This window comes from Maribacter corallii (genome assembly GCF_047345415.1).
Classification (GTDB): domain Bacteria; phylum Bacteroidota; class Bacteroidia; order Flavobacteriales; family Flavobacteriaceae; genus Maribacter_C.
Genome location: NZ_JBLFEP010000001.1, coordinates 400187 through 424856, shown reverse-complemented (window position 1 = coordinate 424856; position 24670 = coordinate 400187). Strand labels below are relative to the sequence as shown.

The window sequence follows — 24670 nt, the reverse complement described above, 5'->3', positions numbered from 1 at the left end:
TCGTTTATTTTGATAAATACTGTTTCGGCGTCATTCCGAAATGCTTCTTGAAGGCCCGGTAAAACGTGGATCGTGATTTAAAGCCTGAAAGCGATAGGAGACCATCAATGTCATAGATGGAGCTATGTTCGGATGACAAACGTTTAAATTCGTTCAGCCGTAATTTCGTTAGGTATGCATTGAAGGTGGTATGCCTGACCTCACGAAAGTACTCTGAAATCAACCGCGGATTTTGTCCTATTTTCAAAGCCGCGGAGCTAATGTCGAATTCAGGATCCTTATATCGTTTTTCAATAATGATGAGGTGATGTAAGGTGGTCTCAATGGTATTGGAATTTTCAAGTAGTTCAGCACTTTTCTTAATTTGTAATCGAGTCGTTCTACTTTTGAAAAAATGGGATTCCGATAAAAAAAAGAACAATAACAACACCCCCCATATAAACGAAAAATAGCTGAAAAACGAAACCGTGGATTCATACATATTGGCGTAGTTATCCGTGAATACATGTGGTAAGATGAGTGTAATGGCTAAACTAAAGACAATAAAAATCTCTACGATATTGAAGGAGTAAAAGAACTTTTTGTATTTGTCCAAAGCATCAACATAAAGGGTATTGGCGAGTTCTTTTTTTAGTTCTCGGTGCCCCAGAACGAGGTAAAATATAAAATAGCATCCGACCAGCAGAAAATTCAGAATTTTAAATTCCGATCGGTAGTGAAGATAGAAGGGGGTCAGCACGAGCTGTAAGAAATAAAAAGCCACAATATAACTTATCGGTAAGATAAAATGCTTCTTGATAGTTTTGGGTTTTATGATTTCAGAATTGATATACAGGTACAATAAGGGGGGTATTAAAACGAACTTTTTACCCGCAAAAATCAATTTTAAAATAAAGGAGTCCAACACATATTCATGAAAGGCGGTTTGCAAAAAACTGATGGCCAAGATGATACTGAGGAACCCGATTAGTTTTTCTCTAGGCGAACTTTTGTAGAACAAAAAAAACGACAACAGCAAGAATTGTAGTCCGATACAAACTGAGATGCCTAAAAAAAGTGATTCCATGGTCAGTCAAAAATAATTGAAATTCATTCTGAACTTTTTTGATACAGCGCGGTATTTTTGCCAAATAGTACGGCCTAGAATGAAAATGGATACTAAAATAAAGCGCTTTTGCCAAAACTTTGGTTTCACGCGTCAGCGCCGCCGAATTATAGCGTATCAATACGGTTGTGATACACCTTTCCCCTTTCGAAATACCTGATTTAGGCTTTTTGATTCTATTTTTAAACCTATTAAGATTACGGATAAGCGCATGTTGCAATACCCATTGCTAGGCTATCTTAAATGTAATCAATAGTTATGAAAAAGAACATTTTTTTTAAGGAGGTCAAATGAGTAGCATAGTCGTTTTTGACACTAATTTCTTTTTGTTGTTCAAGCGAAGAAGAGGAGGTTTGTAGTAAAGCGGAGGACGTACATCTGGAGCTTGCACCGGGAAGGTACGTTGGAGAATGGAACGTTGAAACGGCCAATGGCCCGATATCGTTGGTGATCAATGTATCACCCACCAATAGGGATGCATTAGCGTTCTATAACTCTTCTGAGTTCACGCCCCCCTGAACTCAGACAATACTCCAGAGGCGAAGAGAACACTTTCTATCGACAGGAACGGTTTTTTGACGGAAGACGAGTACCAATCAGGTACGGGTTAATGAAGCAGTACCTTTCATTTGAAAAACTTCACTTTATTGAATGTAAATTTTGATGCTGTCGTCATGATGCTAAAGTCTATCAAATCTATGCCGCGCAATCCATTGATGGTAACGCTTTTGTTTTCCTTGAGTATGGTGGTTTCCTGTGTGGAAGAATTCACGGCGGAAACCTTGAATTTCGAAGACATACTGGTCGTAGAGGCCAAGCTTACCGACAAAGTGGAACAACAGCGGATTTTTCTCTCCAGAACATCTGCCTTATTATCGGATTCTTCACAGAACGAGGTCGGCGCTAATGTTCGTCTGGTGGATGATGCGGGAAATAGGATCCTATTTTTGGAATCATCTTCTGGTGTATATACGTCAGCGACTATTCTTGAATTATCCCATGATAGGGCCTATCGACTCGAAATAGAAACCCGCGATAACTTGAAGTACAAATCGAGTTGGGAGTCGTTGCCTGAAAGGAATGACCTAAGCGATATGGCATTTAAGAAAGTCAGCAATGATTCGGGCGAAGAAGGTGTCTCGGTGGCGGTACAAATCAAGTCGAAAAGTCAATCCCCTTCTTACTTTCGCTATGAATATGACGAAACGTACCAGATTATCGCACCCGAGTACAACGGTGTAACCTGGGACGAAGTTGATTATGACTATTTCGGAGATGGAGATGGTTGGGAGGTCACTATAAAACTAGAACGGGAAGAATCTAGGATATGTTACGGTAAGGGCGAATCCAATGATATCATCTTGGCGTCAACGGAACTTTTTGATAGTGATGCTACCGGTAATTTCGAATTCAGATTTCTATCAAAAGACAATTATGTCATTTCCAATAGGTATAGTATTCTGGTAAAGCAATACAGTCTGCACCCTGATACCTATACATTTTATAATACCATCGATTCGTTCTCCGATTTTGAAAGCGTATTTCATAGCATTCAGCCAGGGGCTGTTGAAAGTAATATTAACAGTGAAAATGGCAATACGATCGCCATTGGTTATTTTGACTTGAGTTCGTATAGTGAAAAACGGCTTTTTCTTAGTTATACCGATTTTTTCCCGGATAGTCCCTTACCCCCATACCCGGTCAATTGCAAACGAATTTTCAAGCCTGAGTTATATACCGAAGGTTTTCATGCCACTGCGATTCATGGGTATATTGAGGTGGATGGCGCTTCAAACTCTCCGTTAATGGACGGTATTTTATCCGGGCAAATCGGTTTCTATGCCCAGAATCCGGACTATGATCAATCGAGTCAAGACTTGTACCCTGAGCGGGCGCCATACTTGGTAAAACCCTTAGGGTGTAGTGATTGTAGAGCCTTGGGAAGTAATGTCAGACCAGATTTTTGGATTGATTAAGGCAGAAAATGCCTGTAATTTCCTGATGATTCCTTTACCGCGGTTCCCAATATTCAAGATCAACGCACACAAACGACAATCCAACCGACTTTAGCGACGATTGAACATGAAGTCATTTCATGTGCCTGCTTTCAAACGCATATTTGCGGGACTATTCATTAATTCAAAAACGTATGAAAACAAGAAATCGCTGTGTACTCGGATTACTATGCTTCGTAACGAGTTACGTGTTCTTTTCCCAAGGTTCGTTGAGTGCTCAAAAATATATCGATTTGGCCCATTGGTTCAATTTGATCGGGGCGGTTTTCCTATGTTCCTTTAATGAGGTGTTTCCCAAAAAAAACAAGCTACATGCCGTAGCCGCTGTGCTGACCGGGATCGGCGTTGTTGCCCATATCGCCCTCTGCACCATTGATTTTGTCATGTGGAGTTTTGGCGACGATGTTATCGGAAGAAATGCGTTACGGGAACAAATAAGCAACACCCCCTTAATTCTATATCCCTTTGTTATAATTGGGCCTTCCATGCTCTTTATAGGCCTCGCGGCCCACGCGTTGAACTTTATAAAAACAAACCCGATAAGCGCTCTTATGGTACTCCTAGGCGGACCATTTGTGGGCTTGTCCTATTTTATCTGGAACAATGGGTATCTCATGTTGGCCAGTTGCGTGGTTTTTGCGACCGGTTTAGCGCTAGTGTTGTATCGAAATGAGATCCAAATTATACGCAACGGGAAGTTAGAGTAAAGAGCGCAGCTCGAATCGTGTAGGTACGTACCAAAATAGTGGAAGCGGTTCGAATAGAAAAAAAATGTGGTAGGGCATCGGGTACTTTGAATGGTACAACCTTTAAAAATTCCATCAGTAGTGCTATGAACCTTGCTAAAAAAACGTGAACTTGAACTCGAAACCAGACCATATCCTTGAAGTACTTCGTAATGCTGTTCTTTTTGCAAAAACAGGTTTAAATACCACAAGTAAAAGAGGTGTTGTCGATCAGTACAAAACAACCATAGTATAATGCTAGTAAACAAAGAAAAACGTATCAAATATTTAGGGTTCAATGATTCTTGGTTTTCCGTTATTGGAATTCTGATCATCAGTTTTGCAACCTTTTATCTGTTCAACCCCGCATTTAACGCTATTACTATGACCGAGGCGGTTTTGAGTTGGGGTGTTGGGCTCTTGTTTACCATCATTGATTGGTTTATCAACAGGGCGATCATGATTTCCTTACGCAAAAAGTACCCCGCTTTTCATGACGATGCAAAGCGTATTACGCTGTTTTTTCTAGCCGTGGTCTGCACCGTCATTGTGGTGGATTTTACAGGAACCTCCCTTTTGACTTTAATTCCAGGTGTGAGCGCCTTGGATTATACATCTAGACTTAAAGTACTATTGTCCATTGTTTTTTTAACGATCATGATCATGGCGATTTACGAAGCCATTTATTACAACATACGTCTCAAAAAATCGGTTAGGGAAGAAGAGCAATCAAAACGGATTATAATACAGGCACAACTAGATGCTTTGCAGAATCAAGCCCAACCGCACTTTTTCTTTAATACATTGAATACCCTTCGTGATATCATCGATCAAAATTCAAAGGAGGATGCCAAGGAATTTGTTGACAAGCTATCGGATATTTATCGTTTTTTATTGGAAGCCGGCAACGACAATCTGATTCCCTTAAAAAATGAGTTGCGATTTGCGAAAGCATATATTCATATCCAATCGGAGCGTTTCGGGGATAACTTGAAATTGAACTGGGATATCCCGGAAGCTTCCCAAGGGGCGATGGTCGTGCCTATGAGTCTTCAGCTTTTACTGGAAAATGCGATAAAGCATAATGTAATCTCCAAAGCCAAACCCTTGATCATCGATGTAGCCGTTCGCGATAAGCAATTGGTCGTCGGCAATAAAATAGCACCAAAATCGACCCAATTGCCCTCGACGAAAGTCGGACTTGCAAATATCGAAAAGCGGTATGCACTGATATCCGATACATCAATTGAGATCAAAAACGACGGAAATCGATTTGTGGTTTCCCTCCCATTATTAACACCATTAGATAAAAAGAACAAAGATGCGAGTATTGATCATTGAAGACGAGCAGCGGGCCGCGAGCCAATTGCAGCGCATGTTACACACCTGTGGTTTCGAATTTCAACTGTTGGGAATCATCGATACGGTTGAAGATGCCGTGCAGTGGTTTCAAGAAAATACACCCCCAGACCTGGCGTTTATGGATATTCAGTTGGCCGACGGATTAAGTTTTGAGATTTTTCAGAAGACCGAGGTGAGCGCACCTATCATTTTCACCACCGCCTTCGACCAATACGCCATACAGGCATTTAAGGTCAATAGTGTTGATTACCTGCTCAAACCCATTCAAAAAGACGATTTGAGCGCTGCCTTGGATAAATTCACCAAATCGAGCACCCCGGCTACCTTGACCCCTTCCGTTTTGCAACAATTACTCGGTAGCCTGCAAGTAACGTCCAAGCGTGAGGGCCTCTTGGTCAAAGAAGGAAGCGGTTTTGTTCAAATCAAGATTTCAGAGCTGCTGTACTGCTACTCTGAAGACAGTATCACCTTTGGTGTTACTGCCGGCAAGCGCTTTATCATCGATGAAACCATTGACGAGTTGTTCGGCTCTTTAGATCAAAATGCCTTCTATAGGATCAATCGCGGTCAAATTGTAGCGAAGACCTCCATTCAGAAAATAGATCCCTATTTCAATCATCGGGTCAAACTCTCCGTTGCAAATCCACGAGATCAAGAATTCATCGTCAGCAGACCAAAGACCGCTGAATTTAAGGAATGGATGAATAGGTGAGACCGGTGGTTACAGTTCAACTACCCATTGCGATAGTTCAGAAAAAACGACTTCCCTTGAGCCACTGAAAAAATGATATTGCACCCATAATCATTAAATAAAATATCATGAAGTCACAAAAAATCACCTTAAGCGTACTAGTTCTTCTATTGGGATCCTATGTTTTTGGTCAGCATACCACAAATGAACGCGCGATTCATAAAAATGTACAACAGCACACTGCGGTTATTTTCGATAGTCTAGTACAGATTCGCAGGGATTTTCACCAACATCCGGAGGTTTCAGGAAAAGAACAAAGGACCTCGGAAAAGATCGCCGCTTATTTACAAGCCTTAGGGCTAGAGGTGAAGACTGGTGTGGGAGGCTATGGTGTTATCGGAATCTTGGATACGGGTAGACCCGGAAAACGAATCGCTTGGAGGGCCGATATCGATGCCATACCTACGGAGATACCCGATGTGGTAGATTTTCCATCAAAAAACAAAGGCGTACGACATATTTGCGGTCATGACCTTCACACCACCATAGGAATGGGAATCGCCAATGTGCTGGCCCACCAAAAGGAAGAACTGGACGGCACCCTCTATTTTGTTTTTCAACCTGAGGAAGAAATCAACAAGGGTGCAAAAGGAATGATTGCAGATGGATTATTCGATCTGATTCAACCTGATGAAATTTATGGGCTGCATATGTCTCCGTATCCGGTTGGTACGATAGCCACGAAATCAGAAAATGTGTTTGCTCACATTACGGTCGCCGAAATCGTGTACAACGTATCCGAGAACCAAGAGGATCTGGTCGATTTCACCAAAAAAGTGATGGGGAGTCTGCAAACCTATGGACCGGACACTGCTTTTTGGGATAATAACAGCCTATTTAGCCCAGCGTTAGGCGTGACGAGCCCCAATACCATTTATACAGATTATACGGCCTTAATCGGTGATTTTCAGGTTCAAAAATCGGACGATACCTTGACCATACGAGTAGTGCTCAATACAAGTTCCAAAGAACAGTTGGATGCCTTTTTGCCGATGGTCAAAAACAAGATCGAAGCCTCGACCTATGCTAAAGACTTACTTTCCGTTCGGTTCAATTTACAGGAAGGACTGCCCGTTATGGAAACCCCAATGAATGATGCGGCACTGACCAATGACGCGATGAAAAGTATTTCCAATATCTATGGAAAGCAAAGTGTGATTCCCTTATATGGGGTCGCCCCACTTCAATTTAGTGATGATTTCGCCTATTTTCAGAAATCCGTGCCTGGGGTGTATTTCTTTTTGGGCGGATCAAATGCGGAGAAAGGAATGATGGCGATGCCGCACACCCCCAATTTCGCCGTTGATGAAGAATGCATTAAAACAGGCGTGAATTATTTTTCTTCAATGGTGATTGAACGACTCGCGAAGTAGACGTAGTCTTTTGAAATGCCCTTAAAAAGAGGAATAGTAAGGAGTGTAATGCCCTTCTCCATTCGTCTTGATTGCCTGCCGTTTGGTGAAACATTGTAGACCCGCTACAATCGTGGCACTAAATGTGTGGGCTTTAATTTCCTATAGTGTTCCCAGATTTATGGAGAACACTTGTCGTATAGCAATTAAACTTTAAACCACAGGCCAGATGAGATATCTCTATGTTAAATTCCTATTGTTTTTCTTTTTATCCCTAACACTACATGCGCAAAGCTTAGATACATTAGTAGATGTTGGGGGCTATCACATGCATTTTAAACTATTGAAGGGGGAGGGGACTCCCATTCTTTTTGAGGCGGGTGCCGGTAATGATGGTGGTATTTGGGACAATATATTGGAAAAAATCCATCAGGTGACCGGTACTACATTGATTACCTATGATCGATCCGGATTTGGAACAAGTGAATTAAATCCAAATTTGAAAAACGATTCGGATTTTGGAATTGCAAATGGGATGAAAGAACTGGAGACCGGTCTTTCAAAACTGGGTTTTGACAAAGAAATCATTCTAGTACCACATTCCTACGGGGGGTTCTATACAACGCTTTATGCCTCACGCCACCCTGACAAGGTGAAGTATGTGGTACGCATTGATGCAAATTTGGTAGGCGTGTATACAGACGAGGTACTGAAAATAATGGCGGCGGAGCAAGCCCCTCCGAAAAGTCCTGAAACGCTAGGCATCTATTACTTGGTAAAAAACTATCCTGAAACCGTTCAGGTACTACGCAAAATCGATTTTCCTTCGAATGTTCCCGTGATCGATATTATTTCACCGATCAACAGAGGGTTTCCTGATGAATATTGGGCCCTCATCAAAAAAGTCCATAAAGATTTTGTGGATGCCGAATCCAATCGAGTTGAACTTATTGCGGAGGGAAGCGGTCATTATATCTTTAAGGATAACCCTGGGTTGATCATCAACACGATTATAAAGGCTTACTCGGAAACACTTGACGAAAACGAGCAAATTGCGTTATTAAAAAAAGCCCAGGACAATGCCATCGAACTAGCGATCGAGGCGAAAAAAATAGAACTAGAAAATAAACATTCGGAAAATGATTTGAATGAATGGGGCTATGCCTTGCTGGGGAATGAAGAACTTGAAAAGGCCTTGGAAGTCTTTAAATTAAATACGATGCTGTATCCGGAAAGTTCGAATGCCTATGACAGTTATGGCGAAGCGCTATTGAAAGCGAATCGAAAAGCGGAAGCCATCAAAATGTACGGGAAATCGGTTGAACTGAATCCGGAAAATGAAAATGGAAAGAAAGTATTAGAGCAATTGAAACAGGAATAACAGCGCATAAAATTAAATAGATGCCATTTCAAAAGATGCGGTCATGAGGTTCATAAAACTACTGTCAAAGTATATTCGGAAGTATCCAGTGCATCGTTTTAATTTGCTATAGGTGATGCTACCACTACATAACGCTCCGTATTCGCTGAGTCCATTTGGGGCTCGTAATAGGCGTCCTCGAATTTGTAGTATGCTTTGTCATTGATTTTTACAATGGTATACCCTTCGGGCAAGGCATCTACCTCGGCACCTATTGGGGCTTCTACGACCTGGTATTCCTTTGAATCGATGGTTGGTGAATAGTAAGTGCCGTAATAGTAGAAGTAGGTATTGGGGCCTACGGCCAATTTCAGGTGTCCTACAGGTACCATACCTACGCGGGCGCCAAAGGGTGCTCTAGCCACGATAAATCTCTTCCCTTTTGGTCGGTACCAGATACCCTTATGAAAACGGTACCCGATTCCACCAAATCGTATTCCAATAGCACCTGCACCAACAGTTCTGACAGTTCTCCCCCATCGTGGTAAGGCGCGATAGCGATAATGGGCAACCCGTCTTGCCCGAACCGGGCGAACATAGGCTCTTTTGCGGACCACTTTAGAACGTTTTACTACTGTACGTTGAGCGTTCAATGGTTCCGGAAAAACGAATACGGATACCAAAACCAATAAGCAATAGCTGATCAATAGCTGTTTCATTTCAATTTTTTTGAATCATTACGGTGTCGGGCAGCCCGACGTGGCTATTTGTGAGGCATCAAGCGCCAACACCCCTGAAATATATAAGTCACATAGCGCGGTCGATAAGGAGCTGGCCAGAGGGTTGCCCTCAAAATAAATTGAGGTGAGTTCCGGTAGTTGAATAAATGCCTCGGGTACTTGTGAGAGCTTGTTATTCGATAACGCCACTGAATGAAGCGCCATGAGATTGCTGAAAGAATCAGGAATGGATTCCAAAAGGTTGTCTTGCAGATTAAGTCCTTCCAGTTTTGGCAAATGGCCTAGTTCTTCCGGCAGTTCTTTGAGCTGATTGTTATCAAGACTCAATTGACGCAAGTTTACAAGATTCCCAATTTCCGCTGGTAACTCCTTGATATTGGCATAGGGGGCCGAAAGGGTTTCAAGACTTGTCAGGTTTCCTATCTCGGGAGCGATGTACTCAATATTCAAATCACCGAAGTCGATAGATTCCAGCCCCTTAAGATCCCCGATTTCCTTTGGGATATGGGTCACCCCTGTGAAGGCTAATCTGAGTTGGGAAACAGATCCGTCAGGAAAAAAGGTGAGTCCGGTCCAACTTTGCATACTGGTATCCGCAAGATCCCAACCAAGGGTATTTCCTGGGTTTGCGACGTAAAGAGCGAACAGGGCTTCATAATGAACAGAAACCAAATCACAGCGCGCCCTGTTGTCTTTGTTGATCATGGTCGATCCATTTTCTTCAAGATCACAGATTTTTTGCGAGATCAGGGCGAGGTCATTGTTTTTGATATTCAAAAGAGTAAGATTGACCAGATTTCCAATGGTTTCCGGAAGTGTGACCAGTTCATTATCACTCAAATTCAATACCTCTAAATTGATAAGGCTTCCGATTTCGTCAGGAATTTTTTTCAACCTATTGTTGGCCAGCCCAAACTGTTTTAAGGTAGTGATATCACTTAGTTCCAAAGGAATAGAGTCCAATTGGTTTTCTTGCAAGCGCAGGTATTGAAGTTTGCCCAATTGCCCCATCGCTGCGGGAATCGATTCAAACTGGTTACTGCCAAGATTCAACTCTTCGAGCATGTCAAGACTTCCGATTTCGGGCACCAAGGTTTTCAACCCTTTATCCTCCGCATCCAAACGAACGACCCTTTCGTTTTCTTGACCGACTCCTTGCCAACTGCTCATGCTAGGATCATCTAGATTCCACCCTAAGGTATTGCCATCATTGGCTTCGTAAAGGGCTTTGAGGGCCAGATAGTCGGCGGACTCGATAGGGTCTTGATTTGGGTCAACGATTCCGTCTGGGTTGTCAGGGTTTTCTTTTTCCTCTTCCTCTTCAGGTGGTGGTGGCGCATCGTCTTTGCTACAGGCGGTTTGCAAGATGAGTAATGAGAAAATGAATAGGGTAAATGGATATAGATTATTTTTCATAATGTTAATTTTTACAACTTGATGCAACTTAAGATTGACTTTTTATCCAAATAACTTAGTCTGTTGGAAGACCATCACGATCTGCGGGGTCGTACTTTCTAGCGCGTGTGAACCAAAGGTCTGCATCGGCGCCGTCCGTATTTATCCAACATCTAAAGCTTTCAGGTTGACCGGTTTCGGGATTATTCCGACGTTCATAGAGATAATCGTTCTTCTTAAAAATTTCTATTCCTAATGGAGGGAAATTAAGCTCAAAATCTTCAATTTGATAGGTCGTTCCCGATCCAAAACCCGCACCTATGTATTTAGGCCAATCTCCAATATAATCCCCGTTAAACTCACTATACACAGCTTCTACCTGTCCGGTTAATTGGTCGATGGTGATGGTACAATCATTGGGGTTGAACGTATAAGTGCCGCTATACACGTTGTCAACTCTTGTTTCTGGCAAATAAGTGGGAATTAAATTGCAATAGTCGGAATTGATTTGGTCAATATTTCTACTACCCTTATTCAATAAATATCCGGTAACCGTGCCATCAGGATAGAAAGTAATGGATTCCAATTCTGGTTCCCATGATTTAATCACGGCATTGATTTCCTGTGCTTGGTTGCCTTTTGGATCGCAGCCATGAAAGTAGCTCCCATTAGGACCGCAACAACCTGTAGGAGTAGTGGGATATGAAATGACCTGACCGTTGTAAATATGTTCATTGGTATTGAGATCTTTACGATAGCGCCAATAGAAGTGCAACGGACCATCGGCAAATGGGTTTGAACACCCTGAACTATAATCTGTAGTTTCAACTACGACTACTGGTACAACAAATGCATCTACCGGTGTTCCAGTGTCGTCAATTGGCGCTAAGGCGAGTTCGAAAGCTACAGGAAGCTCCCAGCCGCTTGTATCAAAGGCAAAATTAAAATATACGACAGTATCATTTTCTACCTCCATTTCAAATTCAGCTTCCTGGTAAGAATCACTGCCAGGAATATAGGTATACAGAGTTTGTAGAACCATGCCAGGTGGCTTGCGAAAAAGTATTCCTGGTTCTACACCTTCTACCAAAACAATTTGCTCTCTGTCAATTGCAATATCAACTATATTTGAAGAAGTTGGCATTTGGCCATCGTGCTTTACTCCATTTCTAAAAATCAAACTTTCACTAACCTTATTCGCATCAGGGTCTACCGTGCCCGTCGGATCTGGGGTTGGGTCCGGGTCGGGATCGGGGTCAGGGTCGGGGTCGTTCTGACCAATAGGGGCCGGGTCTTCAAGGTCTTTCATAATATCGTCTTCACTACACGAATTCAAGGCTGCCAACAAAATGACCAGCAACAAAAGAAATAGATAATCGGGTTTGATTTTTTTCAAGTACTTCATGACTTTAAATTTTAGTTTCACATTACAGTTTGGGGAATAGCCTTTAAAACATGTTGTTCGTGTTAGGGGGAGCTGATTTTGGTTTGAATCAATACGGTAGTTTTGGTCAAGACTACGCGTACCTTCGTAATTCTGAGGGTAAAAATAGGTCGGTAACCTCAGGGGATTTAGGCCAAACTAGTAAGTGGTATGCCTAAGGAAGTAAGTGAGAATTAAGATCCAGTAGGTGGATTCAGGCTTGATACAACTGTTGTAGAAAACGCTCTTTTTTTCTTCGGGAAACGTTGAGGTGCCGGTCGTTTGAAATAATGACATAACCGCCTTCACCCTTGACGTATTTAACCACATGGGCCAGGTTCACCAAGGTACCGTGATGAATGCGACAGAAATCGCTCTCCGGTAGTATATTTTCGAATTCCTTTAGGGTTTTGGCGACGGTTATCTTTTTTTTATTGGTCAAATATAGGGTCGTATAACTACTGGCCGCCTCACAATAGATGATATCCGCAATGGGCTGCATGATAATTTCATTATCTGACGGAATGGCCAATCGCTTTAATTTTTCCGAATCCGATTTTACGTTGTTGAACAGCGAGGTATACTGAAGGGATTTATCGTGTTGTTTACTGGAAATTTTGTTGACCGCAGCCACCAGTTCGTCCACATCAACAGGTTTCAAGAGGTAATCGAGCGCACTGAATTTGATGGCCTTGATGGCGTACCGGTCATAGGCAGTGACGAAAATGACCTCGAAATTGATATCCCGGACTTTTTCCAATACATCGAAACCGGACATCTTGGGCATTTGTACGTCTAAGAATACAAGGTCGGGTTGTAGTGTCGCGATTTTTTCAAGCCCGATTTCGGGCGATTCGCAAAGTGCGAGCACTTCTACTTCAGGGCAATACTTTTCCAATACCAGGCGAAGCCCTTGTCGGGCCTTTGCTTCATCATCGATCAGTATGGCTTTAATCATGGGTTTTATGCAATAGGAATTTGAATGTTGACCTGAGTGCCAAGCGCATTCTCGTTCTCGTCTTTCAAATCTATGATATTTATGACATCTTGAATTTTCTGTTCGGTCAAAATTTTAAGGCGATCGACCGTTATTTTGATGCCCATCGATTTCTTTTTGAGTCCCCCTTCTTTTTTTAAGGTTACCGATTTTTCCCTGCCCACGCCATTATCGACAATGCTACAATGCAAGGTGTTCGCCTCTTCTTTGATCGTCAGGGTCAATAGCCCTTTACTTTCTTTATGCAACAGGCCGTGCCAAATGGCATTTTCTACAAAAGGTTGCATGACCATCGAGGGCAGCAGCGTATTTTCTTGATCTACGTTTTTGTCGATAGTGATGGCATAGTCCAATTTGTTGTTGAACCGAAGTGCCTCTAATTGAATGTAGGTTTCCAACATATCCATCTCATCTTTGAGCGATACCATAGGTTGTTCCGAATTTTCTAAAAGTAAGCGTACGAGTTTGGAAAATTTTGAAAGGTACCTACTCGCATTTTCGTTTTCATCGTTAAGAATCATGGTGTTGATCGAGTTCAGGCTGTTGAACAAGAAATGCGGATTCATTTGGGCGCGAAGCGCTTTCATTTCGAGATGCTGTAGTTTCTCCGAAAGTTTGGCCTTGTTGACTTCCTCATTTTTTGCAGCAAGTACTTTTTGATTTTTTAGGCGTTGTCGCATGGTATAGAATAAGAGTAAGCCTATGATGATCAATGAAATAAGGCCGCCTAGGAGGGCGTTTCGCAAGGTGGCTTCCCTTTCCGATTTGGCCTCCTGAACCTCATTTTCCTTGGTCAGTACTGCAATTTCCTTGTCTTTTTTTGAGGTTTCAAAACGTAGTTCAAGCTCTTTGACCTTTTGTAAATGACTTGTATTGGTAAGGCTATCATCCCATTTTTCGTACGTTTTCCGATACGTTAAGGCCTGTTTGAAATCCCCCTTTTTTTCATAGGCCTCCGAAATATCCTTATTGAGGTTTTTGATTTCCTCATTACTGTCTAGCTCTTGGGCCAATACAAGATTGTCGTTTAAAATAGGAATACCTTTAGCATAGGCTCCTAAACTGTTGTAGTGATTTCCAATACTGTGGTTGGCATATAAAATCCCGATTTTATCATCGATTTCGGTCGCTACTTTTTTTGCTTCTTGAAAATAGGGTAGCGCCTTATCAAAATCCTTAATGTTGTTATACAAAGACCCGATATTTTGAAGGTTGATCGCCTCGCTTAGTTTCATGTTGTTTTTTCTATTGAGGCGCAATGATTTTTCATAGTAGACCAAGGCCTCTTTGAATTGATTTTTCTGTCTGTAGATCAAGCCGATGTTTCCCAGTATTCTAGAAAAGGAAACCTCATTGTACGCCTTGGTGGATTTTAAGATCTTCATGGCGTTCAGATAGTTTTCCAAAGCCTCATCGGGCTGGTCCATTTCCCAATAACTTCCACCGATATTGTTATGGCATTTGGAGGTCGCTAGGGTATCTTTCAACACTTCATAAAGACTTTTTGCTTCAAGAAAATTGGTGATCGCTTCTAAGTAAATTCCCTCCCGATGTCGTACAATACCTTTTTCCAAATAGAATTTTGCAACAATCTCCTTGTTACTGATCAGGGGTATTTTTGTTTCTACCAGCTGTAGCGCTTCCTTTGAACGCTGCAGGTTGCCACGTTTCCAATAATGGTTGCAAAGCGCTAGATATGCTTGTGCAAGACGATTGACATCAGCTGTTTGTTCACTTAACGAAATGGAGTTATTTAGATACTTCAGCGCTGCTGTGGTGTCCTTTTTGACCAATTCATGATAGAGTGCTATCGACGTATCTATCTTGGTTGAATCGGTCTGCCCGGTTTCAAGGGTTAGTTTCAGGCTATCGATTTTTACTTCATTTTGCGCGTGAATTGGCGCACAGGCAATCATACCGATAAAAAGAATGAAATAGGGTAGTGGATTTGGCTTCATGGCAATCGCTTTAGTTAGGGGGAAGCTTCTCTAAATGTAATGAATTTCCATTCAATGCAAATCAAGAAAATAACTTTAAAGATTGAATATCAGCCATCTAAATGGATTGTAATTGCCCAAACTAGTAAGTGGTCGTATGACAACAGTAAATGGTCGAAGAGGGCTATTCGTCGGCAAGCGAAAAGGGAATCCACGCTAATAAATCAAGAACGAACCTTTAAAGGAGTGTTGGCAATTTCATTAAAGCACTTTCGTAAAATGTCTGTTTTAGAAGACCGTTCAAATGATTCCCAGTGGAACGGATTATGGAAAAACACACCTCTTTTTCAATGCCGTAACGCGTCCAGTACCGCTGCGCGATAACTATCCCCGATAGGCACTTCAAATGTTCCGATTTCGACATCATGGTTCGTATAGGCCGTAATTTTAGTCAAGTTGACAAGGTACGAACGATGGGTCCTGATAAATCGATCATCCAAAGAATCCTGAAAAGCGGAGAGGCTGTACTTGGTCAGGTGCGTCTCCTTTTCCGTGATGATCTTTACGTAATCCTTCACACTTTCGATATAGAGGATATCGGCAAATAAGAGCTTGACCTGTTTTCTGTCTTTGCGTACAAAAATGGAATCGATTTTACGTTCCTCCCTAGTGTTCACCGGAGCGGTAGGTGAAGGGGTCTGCTCTAGAAACTTTTCGATTCCCTTGAAAAAACGGGCAAAGGAAATGGGTTTCAAGAGATAGTCCACCGCGTTCAATTCAAACCCCTCCAAGGCAAAATCGCGATAGGCAGTAGTAAAAATGACCTTGGGTTGGTGTAGTAGGTTTTTGAGAAAATCCGTTCCCTTGAGAACGGGCATTTCGATATCCAAAAATAGGAGGTCTACTTTTTCGTTTTTAAGAACGGTATTGGCCTCGATGGCACTGGCACAATTGGCGACCAATTCAAAATCATCCAACTGCGCCAAATGTTTTTGAATCAGGTTTCTCGCAAGTTCCTCGTCATCGACTATGATGCATCGATACTTCATTTTTGTTCTAGCTTTAGCACAACGGTATAGCTGCTCTTTTGGTCATCATGGGTCAGTTCATACGCATTAGGGTATAACAGGTCTAATTGCTGTATGACATTTTTGAGCCCCAGCGGCTCCCCTTTTTCCATTGTTTTTTCAATGGCAGTACTGGGTTTTGAGTTGGATACTGAAAATAGTATATTTTTAGCATCCATGGTTAATGTTATGTTGATTTCTGCGCTTCCCAACTCTTGTACCACCCCATGTTTAAAGGCGTTTTCTACGAAAGTCAATAGTAGTAACGGAGCGATGTTCACCTCAATAGGGATCGCATGTGCAAACTGGACCGAAACACGTTCCCCATAGCGTACCTTTTCCAAGGAAAGATAGTTTTCGATCAATTCGATTTCTTTTTGAACAGGAACATAATCATCCTTGCAACGATATAGAATGTAATCTAGGATATCGGAAAGGCGCTCAATGACTTCCGGGGTTTTATCTGACTTATCCAGTGCTAGGGAGTAGAGGTTGTTTAAGGTGTTGAACAAGAAATGTGGATTGAGTTGATTCCGCAAGGCGGTCAATTCCGCTATTTTTTTTTGCTCATTTAACTGCAAGAACTTCTTTTGGTTCTTATAAAAACGGGCCATTAACAGCAGGGCTGTTGGGGTGAGGTACAAGATGATCTTACTTAGAAAAACCGAAAAATAGGTCAATCGTTTTCCATAGGATTCTACCGCGTATTGGCGTTGTATCTCGTTGTAGGTATCAAAGTATTCCACATCAAAATAGTAGGTCTTAACGGCCTGGTAGATTGCAAATAGGACCACCAGCAATATGAACATCCACCAGATAAAAAGTCCGGTTTTTTTCTGGTTCAGAAATTTTGGGATCAACCAGTAGATACAGACATAGGCCGTGATCATCTGTACGACGACAATAACCCCATACGATTCGAAGAGAAACCGGTACCCCCCAAAACTACTGATGTTGTTTACCGATAGCACGAAGTACAGGTACACCATGACCCAAAACAGTACGTGTTTTAATACCGGGTTTTCGAAATAGGCAAGCAGTTGTCTCATCGTCGCAAAATGATAAAAATAATCTTTATTAGGCCGTTCGGAACCTATTGTCTACAAAACGGGCAAGGCAGTAGACGAATGGGTGAAAATGGGCTATGAATACCAAATGTAGCCTCCATATACGAAAGTCGGAAGTTCGTCTACTTTCCGAAAAACCAGGGGACTCCAAAGGTAGTTTTGAAGAAACAAACCGTAGTTGTCATGAACGATTCATTAAAAATCACCCTATTCATTCTACTCTTTCTTTTCATACAAACCATGGCCAACGCACAGCGGATCCACTCTATTTCAGGTAGGGTTATCGATGCGGATGCTCAGGTGAAGTTAGGAAACGCTTTGGTGATATCCCCTCAGGATTCGACCATTATCGCGGGCACCAGTTTTTTCGATGGAAGGTTTGAGCTCTCGAATTTGAATAGCGAAGAAGTGCTCTTGAAGCTCACTTCATTGGAGTTCCTAGACACCCTGCTAACGGTACACTATGAAGGTGATGCGGAAATCGACTTGGGTGACATCGTGGTAGCGAAAGCCCTGAACGAATTGGAAGAAGTTGTTCTGGTCGCAAATCTGCCCCTCTTCGAGACCAGGGCCGACGGAACGGTACAGGTCAATGTGGAAAATACGATACTGGCGACCAGTAATTCCGTTCAGGAAATCCTGTCGCGTTCGCCAAATGTCATTGTGGAGGACGAAGGAATTTCCATTTTCGGTAAAGGGGCGGCCATTATCTATTTGAACGGGCAGCGTATTTTGAGCGAACAGTTAGCGAACATTCAGGCCTCTGAAATAAAGACGATTGAAATCATATCGAACCCCTCCGCCAAGTATGATGCCGAAGGGCAGGCGGTCATCCATATTAGTACAAGAACAGCGGCAATGGAAGGCGTAAAGGGCACACTGATGCAAAACCTTAGCGTTTCTGAATTTTCACCGACGAATACCAGTACCACGTTGAGCTTGGATTACAGAAAACAGAAGCTTTCGGTAACCGGAAATTATGGAATGCAACTCGGGGCCTATCGTTTTCTATTGAATACCACGCGGAATAGGGCAACGGAAGGCGATTTTTTCAATTCGGATATCACCACCGACTGGGTCTGGGACCAAGAGTATTTTGGTAATTACGGCATCGGGCTACAATACAATTTTGACGCGGACAGCTATTTTTCCATCGCCTATAATGGGCTTACCAATAAGCTGGGCGGTACGGAAAGCAGCAACAACACCATCACCTTCAATGGGGCACTCGAACAGTTTGAAAGTGTGGTCAATAAAGATGACCGCACCACCCAGCATGCGTTCGTTCTCAACTATGCGCAAGCCTTGGATACGTTGGGCACATCGCTGTACCTCGGCGCCCAATATTCCCGCTTCAGAACGCTTATAGATGATGTGATCAATGAAGAATCGGTACGTGAGGGGCAACGCGCTGACCGAACATTGAAGAACCTGGTCAACCGTGAAATTCCGATTTTGAGCGCCCAATTTGATGTGACCAAAGTGTTTTCAAAACAGGACCAATTGGAAACGGGAATCAAATTCGGAAGTGTGAGCAATACCTCCTTTTCCGATTTCTTGGTCTCGCAGAATACGATCGATTTCACCTTGGATGAAGGCCTATCCCGAGATTTTGAATACAACGAACAGATTTATGCCGCATACATCAATTACAAAAGAACCCCATCGGATAAACTCAAGTACAGTTTCGGTCTTCGAAGCGAATTGACCCGGTATGACCTGGCCCCGGATGCTACCGAGGTCATAGAAGATCGGTACTTCAATCTGTTTCCGAGTGCTACCTTGGGCATTGATCTGGATGACAAAAAAGCGTGGTTTGCCGCGTTATCCTCGAGAATAGCGCGGGTGTCGTACCAATCGCTGAACCCAACCATCATTTACCAAGATGCCTTTACCTCCATTCAAGGGAACCCGAACTTGATCCCGGAAAAAATATACGCCCTTGAAACGGGGATAAGCACCAAAAAATACGTGGTGAAGGTGGGGTACAATTATACCATCGATCCCTTGGTCGGAGGGGCGATACAAGGAGAAGACCCCAAAACCTATGTGCTGCAGTCTTTTAATGGCACCAGACAACACGATGTCTTTGCCAGCTTGAGTTTGCCAATCAATACCAATTGGTGGACCTCCATGAATTCGGCCACCCTAAGCTATAACAAATTGATCGATGCCCGATCGTCCTTCGGTTTTCGGAAGACCAGGCCTCAAGCCTATCTGTATACCAACAATAAATTCTCCTTATTCGAAGGTTTGCGCTTGCAATGTATCGTTTGGTACCTAAGCAATCGCTACGATGGCATCTATGCCAGAAAAAATCAGGCGGAGATTACCCTAGGGTTGGAAACGGACTTCTTCGAGAACACCTTAAAACTGCAACTGGTGGCCAATGATATATTTCAGACCAACAAGCCCGATGGAGACTATAATCTAGGCAACACCTTGATCTTGTTCGATAGAGTGAACAATACCCAATACTTTCGGTTTGTGGCGACCTATAATTTTGGAAAATTAAAGCAGTCGAATTACCAGCGCAAATCCTCTGGGGAAGAAGAAAATCGAAGGTTTTGAGGTGCTATAGAAGGGAGCGGCCCATGGGGTCGTAAAACCCAACTTTTTCGGGAATCTGAAATAGTGGTGTCCGGAGTTGATATTCCTGCCATTTTAGTTTTCCTTTGAAAGACCTAAACGAAGCAGAGCACGGATGAGAAAAATTTTGATAACGGGAGGCTTGGGGAAAATAGGCAGCTATTTCGCAACGAACTTCCATACGGCATACGACATCAAGATTGCCGATCTGGTAACGAATGACGCTGCTTTTCCCGGGAATGTCACGACTGTTCAAGCGGATTTAATGGATTACGCCGTTTGCGAAAAACTATGTGAGGGAATCGATACGGTACTCCATCTGGCGGGCATCGTCGACCCCGTTTCGGAATCCGATGCGCTGTTGGAAACGAATATAAAAACCACCCAACACCTATTTAAGGCAGCGGCAACAGCCGGATGTAAACGGGTAATTTTTGCCAGCAGTGCCCAAACCATAGAAAGCTACCCGACCGACGTGCAGGTCACCGAAAATATGGTGGTGAAGCCGAAAAACACCTATGGGGTCTCAAAGTGTTTCGGAGAAGCCTTGGCGGCCTATTATGCGTACAACAAAGGGATTTCCGCCATTTGCTTGCGGATCGGGGCCTATGAATTTCCAGAAGATTTCACTGAAATGAATGCCCGTGATCTCAGTGCCTACCTGCACCCCGATGACCTAAATCAACTCTTGGTCCGATGTATCGAAACCGAAGGTATTCAATATGAAGTCTTGAACGCCATCTCTGACAATCGCTACAAAAGACTGGCGATAACCGAAGCCATCACCAAAGTGGGGTATGCGCCAAAAGCCGATGCCTTTGAACTTTTTAGGTTGAAACGCGATTGAAGTGGAATGGCTGTCGTGTGTTCTCATGAGGTACTTTTGTGTTAGCCTGAGGTCCGTTCTGAGCATTTTCATTCTAGAGTAACTAATTCAGAATTCTGAATTTCCCGCCACAGTCAAAATTGGCTGCAAACAACGTGTACTGCCCTACTATGGTTCATGGGCTGGTTGAAAATCATATTCGGCTCAAAAGGGGAAAATATACCCGGGTTTTTAAAGAATTCTGATTATCTGAAGTTTATACTTTTTTGATAACTTATATAAGCAATTGATTAAACTTACTCTTCTATTTTGCATAAAGTACGTCCTTTCCTTCTCGCTGTGGGAATATTAATTTGATAAATGCTTGTGGAACAATTTGAAAGACCAGGGCAGTTAGGATTAAAGTGATACCGTTTACTAGACTTTCCATTACATATGTAGACACCTCCCTCATGAAATTCAATCCCAGACATAATTTCTATTGCTTTCGATTGCTTTTGCCTAGGGCCCAATGCTTTCGCTTGATTCAAGGTTTCATCCTCCTTAATGGAGGTATTATTGGGTTGAAAATTTGGAAGTTCAGAAGTCGATTTACTAAAACTACTTGTTTCCTTGGGGAGTAACAATATAGTATCCTCATAAGAGGTGTCGGGCTCTTCGAAATGAGTTTTAGAATCTAAAAACGATGTGCCTGGTTGTTGGGTATTTTGTTTTTCGAAGCTTTCTTGGAATACATTCTCTATAGTATTTGGTCCAATTGTTGGATTTTGTTTTATTGAACCATTTCTCTTTTCGTTTTGAGGTTCCGCATTTGATGGAGATGAAATGATGACATTTTTGGTTTCTTCAATTTTCTGAGTTTCTGATTTCTTAGGCTTGTCAATCGTTTCCGGTGAAACTTTAACTTTATTGTTTTGGTCTCTAATATGCCAAAGTAACCCTAAAAACAATAGTCCTATAGAAAGGTACAATAACCATTTCGAATTTCTGGTCAGATTTGGAAATGTTCTAGTAAGCACAATACCGATTGCATATATTAGAAAGATCATTGCACCAAATGATAGACCTATTGGCCCAAAGGAAATCAAGACAAGAACACCCGCCAATAGTCCCAGGGCTCTAAGGCAACCAAAACCAGAATTATCAAAGAAATCCCGGCCCCAATTTTTATTGCTGTTTGTCCATGTACCAAAGTTTTTTGGCCAAAAGGATTCTTCAATGGTAGAGTGTGAAACCGGATCTTTAACAACGGCAACCTCAGATGATTTACTTTCAATACAAGTGCATTCTTCTAAAAACCGGTCACAATAATCACAGATTTCAACTTCGATTTCACTAGTTTCTTTGGAAACTTTTGAAAGATAACCGCTTACAAAACAACTAAGAGTTCCAAAGGTCTGATTACCATCTTTTACTACATCATAAATTTGAATAGATTCTAGTTTGGGGTCATTGATAGTAAGTCTGAAATTGTTGTAATCTCCATAAGGAGAGTCTAAACTGACCAGGACATTTTCAAAGCTTTTTTGAGTTAATTGTGTCTCCGATACTATCGAATTGTAAATGGTTTCATTAATTGTTTCCCGATGCTCTTTTTCGTTTTTGAGGTTATTAATTTCCCCATGATATATATGGATGTCGTAAAACTCAAAAGTGGAATACCATTTTTCCTGATTTAAAGAACCATGATATTTTCCCGTGAATTCTCCTTGAACATAGGTTCTTTGCTCTGTTTCCTTTGTAAACGTTACGGTCTTATGGCCCATACAGGTGATTCAAGAAGTCTTCCTCTTCTCCAGTTTTAAGTTCAATAGTAATTGGAACCAAGTTGAAAGGCGGATCCTCATATCGCTCTTCCAAGTGTATTTGTTCCCCTATGGCTTTTTCAAAAACTAAGGGATATTGTAATTTTAAATTTTCATATTCTTCTAAAATGATTTTTTTATCTAGTAAAGTCATATTTCTGACATAAGTACTTGTACGAGACATAAAGTATTTTAAAAACAAGGGTAATAGAAATAAAAACAAGAACCCAATGGAAATGTACCAGACCCACTTAAATTTTGAATTCAACAATAACAAACCTCTTATATAATGAGGTGATTCATCAATGCGTTTTTCCGTTTCCTCGATTAGAGCTTTTTTGTCATTGAGCAATTTTTGTTTTTTGGATTCAATTTGATCTAGCTTATCTTGGCTAATTCGAATTCTACCACTAACTAATTGTTCCTTCAACGCTTTTATATCGCTGTCACTAACATCTATCGCATCATCGAAATGAGCCGCTGTTTTACGAGTTGCTTTGTCGATTTCTCCAACTTTTAGATATGCTAATTCCAAGTCCAATGCTCTTTTAAGAATCAGGGTTTCCAAGGGTTTAATAATAGTTAGTCCTAGTAAAAGCATAAAACAGATTCTACAGCTCAGTGATACGAAATATCCAATTCCTTTTTTATCGGGATTTGTCGAAATCGTAATAAGGTTGAGTTTATAAATATTGAATATCATCAACGAAAAAAGCACTCCCAATACCCATGATAAATAGGGGATGTTGAAAATTTGAAAAAAAGTATGGTGATATGAAATGACCCCAGAAACAAAGAGCAGGGAAATAATCAACCCGCTAGCCGCAAACCGTAACTGAATACCTGCTGAACAGTTTTTAAGTATTTGTCTATCCTCACCCGAGAATTTCCAAAAAAGACCATATTTACTTCCTCGAGCCATCTATGTTTCAGAAATATAGTGTTCTATATTTTCGTCGATATTCTTCTTTTCTTTTTCTTTCCAGCGCTCTATAATGTAATCGCTCAGTTCTGTTTGAGCTTTCATCAAAGCGATTTTTTCATCTATTTTTCGTTGTGCTTTATGGCTAATGATTAAGTCCCTTTCTTGTCCTTCTCTGTCTTTGTAGTAATCGTATTTGATTTGAATGCCATCTTCGGCTTTTAGTAGTTCCTGAATGTTGTCTCCCATAAAATCATAAGGGCTTTTAATCAGCATCATTTTGAAGAAGATGGGAGTCAATTCTATGACTACAAAAAGAAGTGTAATAAAAAATGTAATCCATGTACCCGCAATTTTATGAGCAAGTTTTATGCGCTCCAATAGTCCATCTAATCCATTCGCTACTACTTCGTTTTTTGCCAGTTCATTATCAAGTTCTTCGGTAAGTTGGATTTTCTCCCCATTTAATCTTTCCAGTTCTCCTCGATGTGCTAGATCGTAGCCATCTAAATCTCTTTCGACTTTATCCATTTGCTGTTTTAAAGCTCTGGCGAGTGGTCCATCTCCTGCTCCTGCTCCTGCTCTACCTTGCAATTGATCGGTATATTCTTTTTCTGCTAATTTTACTCTTTCAACTACATCATCTCGTTCCTCCTCTATTTTTTGTAGATCTTTTTCAATTAGTTCGAACCGACCCTCGTAATTTACTTTTGTTTTCTCTTCGTAAACTTTTCTTTTCTCTAATTGAGCTTGGTGCAGTTCAGCATCGATTTCCGATTTGAACATACGAATTTCCATAGGTTTGGAAATAGTTATCGCAATGACCAATCCCATGATAATCCTTGGAACAGAATTGACGAATTCTCCCCAAGTAATTGCTTCGGTACCGTCACCTTTTCCTGTGGCGGCAACGATGAATCTATCAATGTTGAAAATGATGAGTCCCCAAATCACCCCGAAGATGGTTGCCATAATTGCTGTCTGCGTATGGGTACCTCCGTCAAGGGCAGAACCTTTCGGCTCAAAAATGGTATATATGGCGTATCCCCCTGCTACAGCTGCCATAAAACCAGTGGCAACTACAATACCACCTAGACAAGCATATTTTACTTGATCAGAGTAAGTGCTTCTTTTTAAAATATAGCCATCTGAACCAGCAGCTTTCCATAAAAGACGCATGACTCTACCTGGTTTGGGGCTTTCATAATACTCTCTTTTCATGATTGATTATT

Annotated in this window: 19 protein-coding genes; 8 read left to right on the top strand and 11 right to left on the bottom strand. The window is 41.7% G+C overall.

What is annotated here, in order from left to right:
• Nucleotides 1-4: 4 nt before the first annotated feature.
• Complete coding sequence (locus tag ACKWCA_RS01960) at nt 5-1066, bottom strand: helix-turn-helix transcriptional regulator (protein ID WP_413976453.1); 1062 nt, start codon at nt 1064-1066, stop codon at nt 5-7.
• A gap of 737 nt (nt 1067-1803) precedes the next feature.
• On the opposite strand from ACKWCA_RS01960, the gene ACKWCA_RS01955 reads away from it, so the two are divergent.
• The 6 genes from ACKWCA_RS01955 to ACKWCA_RS01930 all read left to right on the top strand — a co-directional run bounded on the left by ACKWCA_RS01955 (nt 1804) and on the right by ACKWCA_RS01930 (nt 8691).
• Nucleotides 1804-3081, top strand: coding sequence for a DUF4249 domain-containing protein (locus tag ACKWCA_RS01955; RefSeq protein WP_413976452.1), 1278 nt, complete (start codon nt 1804-1806; stop codon nt 3079-3081).
• Nucleotides 3082-3254: 173 nt separating this feature from the next.
• Nucleotides 3255-3827, top strand: a complete 573-nt coding sequence (locus ACKWCA_RS01950; RefSeq protein ID WP_413976451.1) for a hypothetical protein — start codon at nt 3255-3257, stop codon at nt 3825-3827.
• A gap of 273 nt (nt 3828-4100) precedes the next feature.
• Nucleotides 4101-5186, top strand: a complete 1086-nt coding sequence (locus tag ACKWCA_RS01945; RefSeq protein WP_413976450.1) for a sensor histidine kinase — start codon at nt 4101-4103, stop codon at nt 5184-5186.
• The gene (locus tag ACKWCA_RS01940) at nt 5167-5919 is read left to right on the top strand and encodes a LytR/AlgR family response regulator transcription factor (protein WP_413976449.1); all 753 of its coding nucleotides are present in this window, start codon (nt 5167-5169) and stop codon (nt 5917-5919) included. Before ACKWCA_RS01945 ends, ACKWCA_RS01940 begins: the two co-directional genes overlap by 20 nt.
• A gap of 107 nt (nt 5920-6026) precedes the next feature.
• Nucleotides 6027-7331, top strand: coding sequence for a M20 metallopeptidase family protein (locus tag ACKWCA_RS01935; protein ID WP_413976448.1), 1305 nt, complete (start codon nt 6027-6029; stop codon nt 7329-7331).
• 208 nt (nt 7332-7539) lie between these two features.
• On the top strand, nt 7540-8691 hold the full coding sequence (locus tag ACKWCA_RS01930) for an alpha/beta fold hydrolase (RefSeq protein WP_413976447.1): 1152 nt from the start codon (nt 7540-7542) through the stop codon (nt 8689-8691).
• Between the two features lie 98 nt (nt 8692-8789).
• Here ACKWCA_RS01930 and ACKWCA_RS01925 read toward each other — a convergent pair whose 3' ends face one another.
• From ACKWCA_RS01925 to ACKWCA_RS01895, 7 genes are all read right to left on the bottom strand, one after another.
• Nucleotides 8790-9389, bottom strand: coding sequence for a DUF6515 family protein (locus ACKWCA_RS01925; RefSeq protein ID WP_413976446.1), 600 nt, complete (start codon nt 9387-9389; stop codon nt 8790-8792).
• Nucleotides 9390-9407: 18 nt separating this feature from the next.
• Nucleotides 9408-10826 (bottom strand): leucine-rich repeat domain-containing protein, encoded by a 1419-nt coding sequence (locus ACKWCA_RS01920; RefSeq protein ID WP_413976445.1) that lies wholly within the window; start codon nt 10824-10826, stop codon nt 9408-9410.
• A 55-nt stretch (nt 10827-10881) separates the two neighbouring features.
• The gene (locus ACKWCA_RS01915; protein ID WP_413976444.1) at nt 10882-12210 is read right to left on the bottom strand and encodes a hypothetical protein; all 1329 of its coding nucleotides are present in this window, start codon (nt 12208-12210) and stop codon (nt 10882-10884) included.
• A 232-nt stretch (nt 12211-12442) separates the two neighbouring features.
• On the bottom strand, nt 12443-13186 hold the full coding sequence (locus ACKWCA_RS01910; RefSeq protein ID WP_413976443.1) for a LytR/AlgR family response regulator transcription factor: 744 nt from the start codon (nt 13184-13186) through the stop codon (nt 12443-12445).
• Between the two features lie 5 nt (nt 13187-13191).
• Complete coding sequence (locus ACKWCA_RS01905; RefSeq protein WP_413976442.1) at nt 13192-15183, bottom strand: tetratricopeptide repeat-containing sensor histidine kinase; 1992 nt, start codon at nt 15181-15183, stop codon at nt 13192-13194.
• 326 nt (nt 15184-15509) lie between these two features.
• Nucleotides 15510-16211 carry a LytR/AlgR family response regulator transcription factor gene (locus ACKWCA_RS01900; RefSeq protein WP_413976441.1) on the bottom strand — a complete coding sequence of 234 codons (702 nt, stop codon included), beginning with the start codon at nt 16209-16211 and terminating at the stop codon, nt 15510-15512.
• The gene (locus ACKWCA_RS01895) at nt 16208-17278 is read right to left on the bottom strand and encodes a sensor histidine kinase (protein ID WP_413976440.1); all 1071 of its coding nucleotides are present in this window, start codon (nt 17276-17278) and stop codon (nt 16208-16210) included. Before ACKWCA_RS01895 ends, ACKWCA_RS01900 begins: the two co-directional genes overlap by 4 nt.
• A 201-nt stretch (nt 17279-17479) precedes the next feature.
• On the opposite strand from ACKWCA_RS01895, the gene ACKWCA_RS01890 reads away from it, so the two are divergent.
• Together ACKWCA_RS01890 and ACKWCA_RS01885 are read left to right on the top strand one after the other, a co-directional pair.
• Nucleotides 17480-19867, top strand: coding sequence for an outer membrane beta-barrel protein (locus ACKWCA_RS01890; RefSeq protein ID WP_413976439.1), 2388 nt, complete (start codon nt 17480-17482; stop codon nt 19865-19867).
• A gap of 133 nt (nt 19868-20000) precedes the next feature.
• Nucleotides 20001-20732, top strand: a complete 732-nt coding sequence (locus tag ACKWCA_RS01885; protein WP_413976438.1) for an NAD-dependent epimerase/dehydratase family protein — start codon at nt 20001-20003, stop codon at nt 20730-20732.
• Between the two features lie 275 nt (nt 20733-21007).
• Here ACKWCA_RS01885 and ACKWCA_RS01880 read toward each other — a convergent pair whose 3' ends face one another.
• From ACKWCA_RS01880 to ACKWCA_RS01870, 3 genes are read right to left on the bottom strand one after another with little or no spacing between them, the layout of a single operon-like run.
• Nucleotides 21008-22477 (bottom strand): hypothetical protein, encoded by a 1470-nt coding sequence (locus ACKWCA_RS01880; protein WP_413976437.1) that lies wholly within the window; start codon nt 22475-22477, stop codon nt 21008-21010.
• Nucleotides 22467-23438: a DUF4407 domain-containing protein gene (locus ACKWCA_RS01875; protein WP_413976436.1), complete on the bottom strand. Its 972-nt coding sequence runs from the start codon at nt 23436-23438 to the stop codon at nt 22467-22469. The genes ACKWCA_RS01880 and ACKWCA_RS01875 overlap by 11 nt, the downstream gene beginning before the upstream one ends.
• On the bottom strand, nt 23439-24659 hold the full coding sequence (locus tag ACKWCA_RS01870; protein ID WP_413976435.1) for a DUF4407 domain-containing protein: 1221 nt from the start codon (nt 24657-24659) through the stop codon (nt 23439-23441).
• Nucleotides 24660-24670: the final 11 nt, after the last annotated feature.

Excerpts from the sequence above, each read along its gene's own strand:
- ACKWCA_RS01960 (WP_413976453.1), bottom strand. The coding sequence starts at position 1,066 with ATGGAATCACTTTTTTTAGGCATCTCAGTTTGTATCGGACTACAATTC.
- ACKWCA_RS01955 (WP_413976452.1), top strand. The coding sequence starts at position 1,804 with ATGCCGCGCAATCCATTGATGGTAACGCTTTTGTTTTCCTTGAGTATG.
- ACKWCA_RS01950 (WP_413976451.1), top strand. The coding sequence starts at position 3,255 with ATGAAAACAAGAAATCGCTGTGTACTCGGATTACTATGCTTCGTAACG.
- ACKWCA_RS01945 (WP_413976450.1), top strand. The coding sequence starts at position 4,101 with ATGCTAGTAAACAAAGAAAAACGTATCAAATATTTAGGGTTCAATGAT.
- ACKWCA_RS01940 (WP_413976449.1), top strand. The coding sequence starts at position 5,167 with ATGCGAGTATTGATCATTGAAGACGAGCAGCGGGCCGCGAGCCAATTG.
- ACKWCA_RS01935 (WP_413976448.1), top strand. The coding sequence starts at position 6,027 with ATGAAGTCACAAAAAATCACCTTAAGCGTACTAGTTCTTCTATTGGGA.
- ACKWCA_RS01930 (WP_413976447.1), top strand. The coding sequence starts at position 7,540 with ATGAGATATCTCTATGTTAAATTCCTATTGTTTTTCTTTTTATCCCTA.
- ACKWCA_RS01925 (WP_413976446.1), bottom strand. The coding sequence starts at position 9,389 with ATGAAACAGCTATTGATCAGCTATTGCTTATTGGTTTTGGTATCCGTA.
- ACKWCA_RS01920 (WP_413976445.1), bottom strand. The coding sequence starts at position 10,826 with ATGAAAAATAATCTATATCCATTTACCCTATTCATTTTCTCATTACTC.
- ACKWCA_RS01915 (WP_413976444.1), bottom strand. The coding sequence starts at position 12,210 with ATGAAGTACTTGAAAAAAATCAAACCCGATTATCTATTTCTTTTGTTG.
- ACKWCA_RS01910 (WP_413976443.1), bottom strand. The coding sequence starts at position 13,186 with ATGATTAAAGCCATACTGATCGATGATGAAGCAAAGGCCCGACAAGGG.
- ACKWCA_RS01905 (WP_413976442.1), bottom strand. The coding sequence starts at position 15,183 with ATGAAGCCAAATCCACTACCCTATTTCATTCTTTTTATCGGTATGATT.
- ACKWCA_RS01900 (WP_413976441.1), bottom strand. The coding sequence starts at position 16,211 with ATGAAGTATCGATGCATCATAGTCGATGACGAGGAACTTGCGAGAAAC.
- ACKWCA_RS01895 (WP_413976440.1), bottom strand. The coding sequence starts at position 17,278 with ATGAGACAACTGCTTGCCTATTTCGAAAACCCGGTATTAAAACACGTA.
- ACKWCA_RS01890 (WP_413976439.1), top strand. The coding sequence starts at position 17,480 with ATGAACGATTCATTAAAAATCACCCTATTCATTCTACTCTTTCTTTTC.
- ACKWCA_RS01885 (WP_413976438.1), top strand. The coding sequence starts at position 20,001 with ATGAGAAAAATTTTGATAACGGGAGGCTTGGGGAAAATAGGCAGCTAT.
- ACKWCA_RS01880 (WP_413976437.1), bottom strand. The coding sequence starts at position 22,477 with ATGGGCCATAAGACCGTAACGTTTACAAAGGAAACAGAGCAAAGAACC.
- ACKWCA_RS01875 (WP_413976436.1), bottom strand. The coding sequence starts at position 23,438 with ATGGCTCGAGGAAGTAAATATGGTCTTTTTTGGAAATTCTCGGGTGAG.
- ACKWCA_RS01870 (WP_413976435.1), bottom strand. The coding sequence starts at position 24,659 with ATGAAAAGAGAGTATTATGAAAGCCCCAAACCAGGTAGAGTCATGCGT.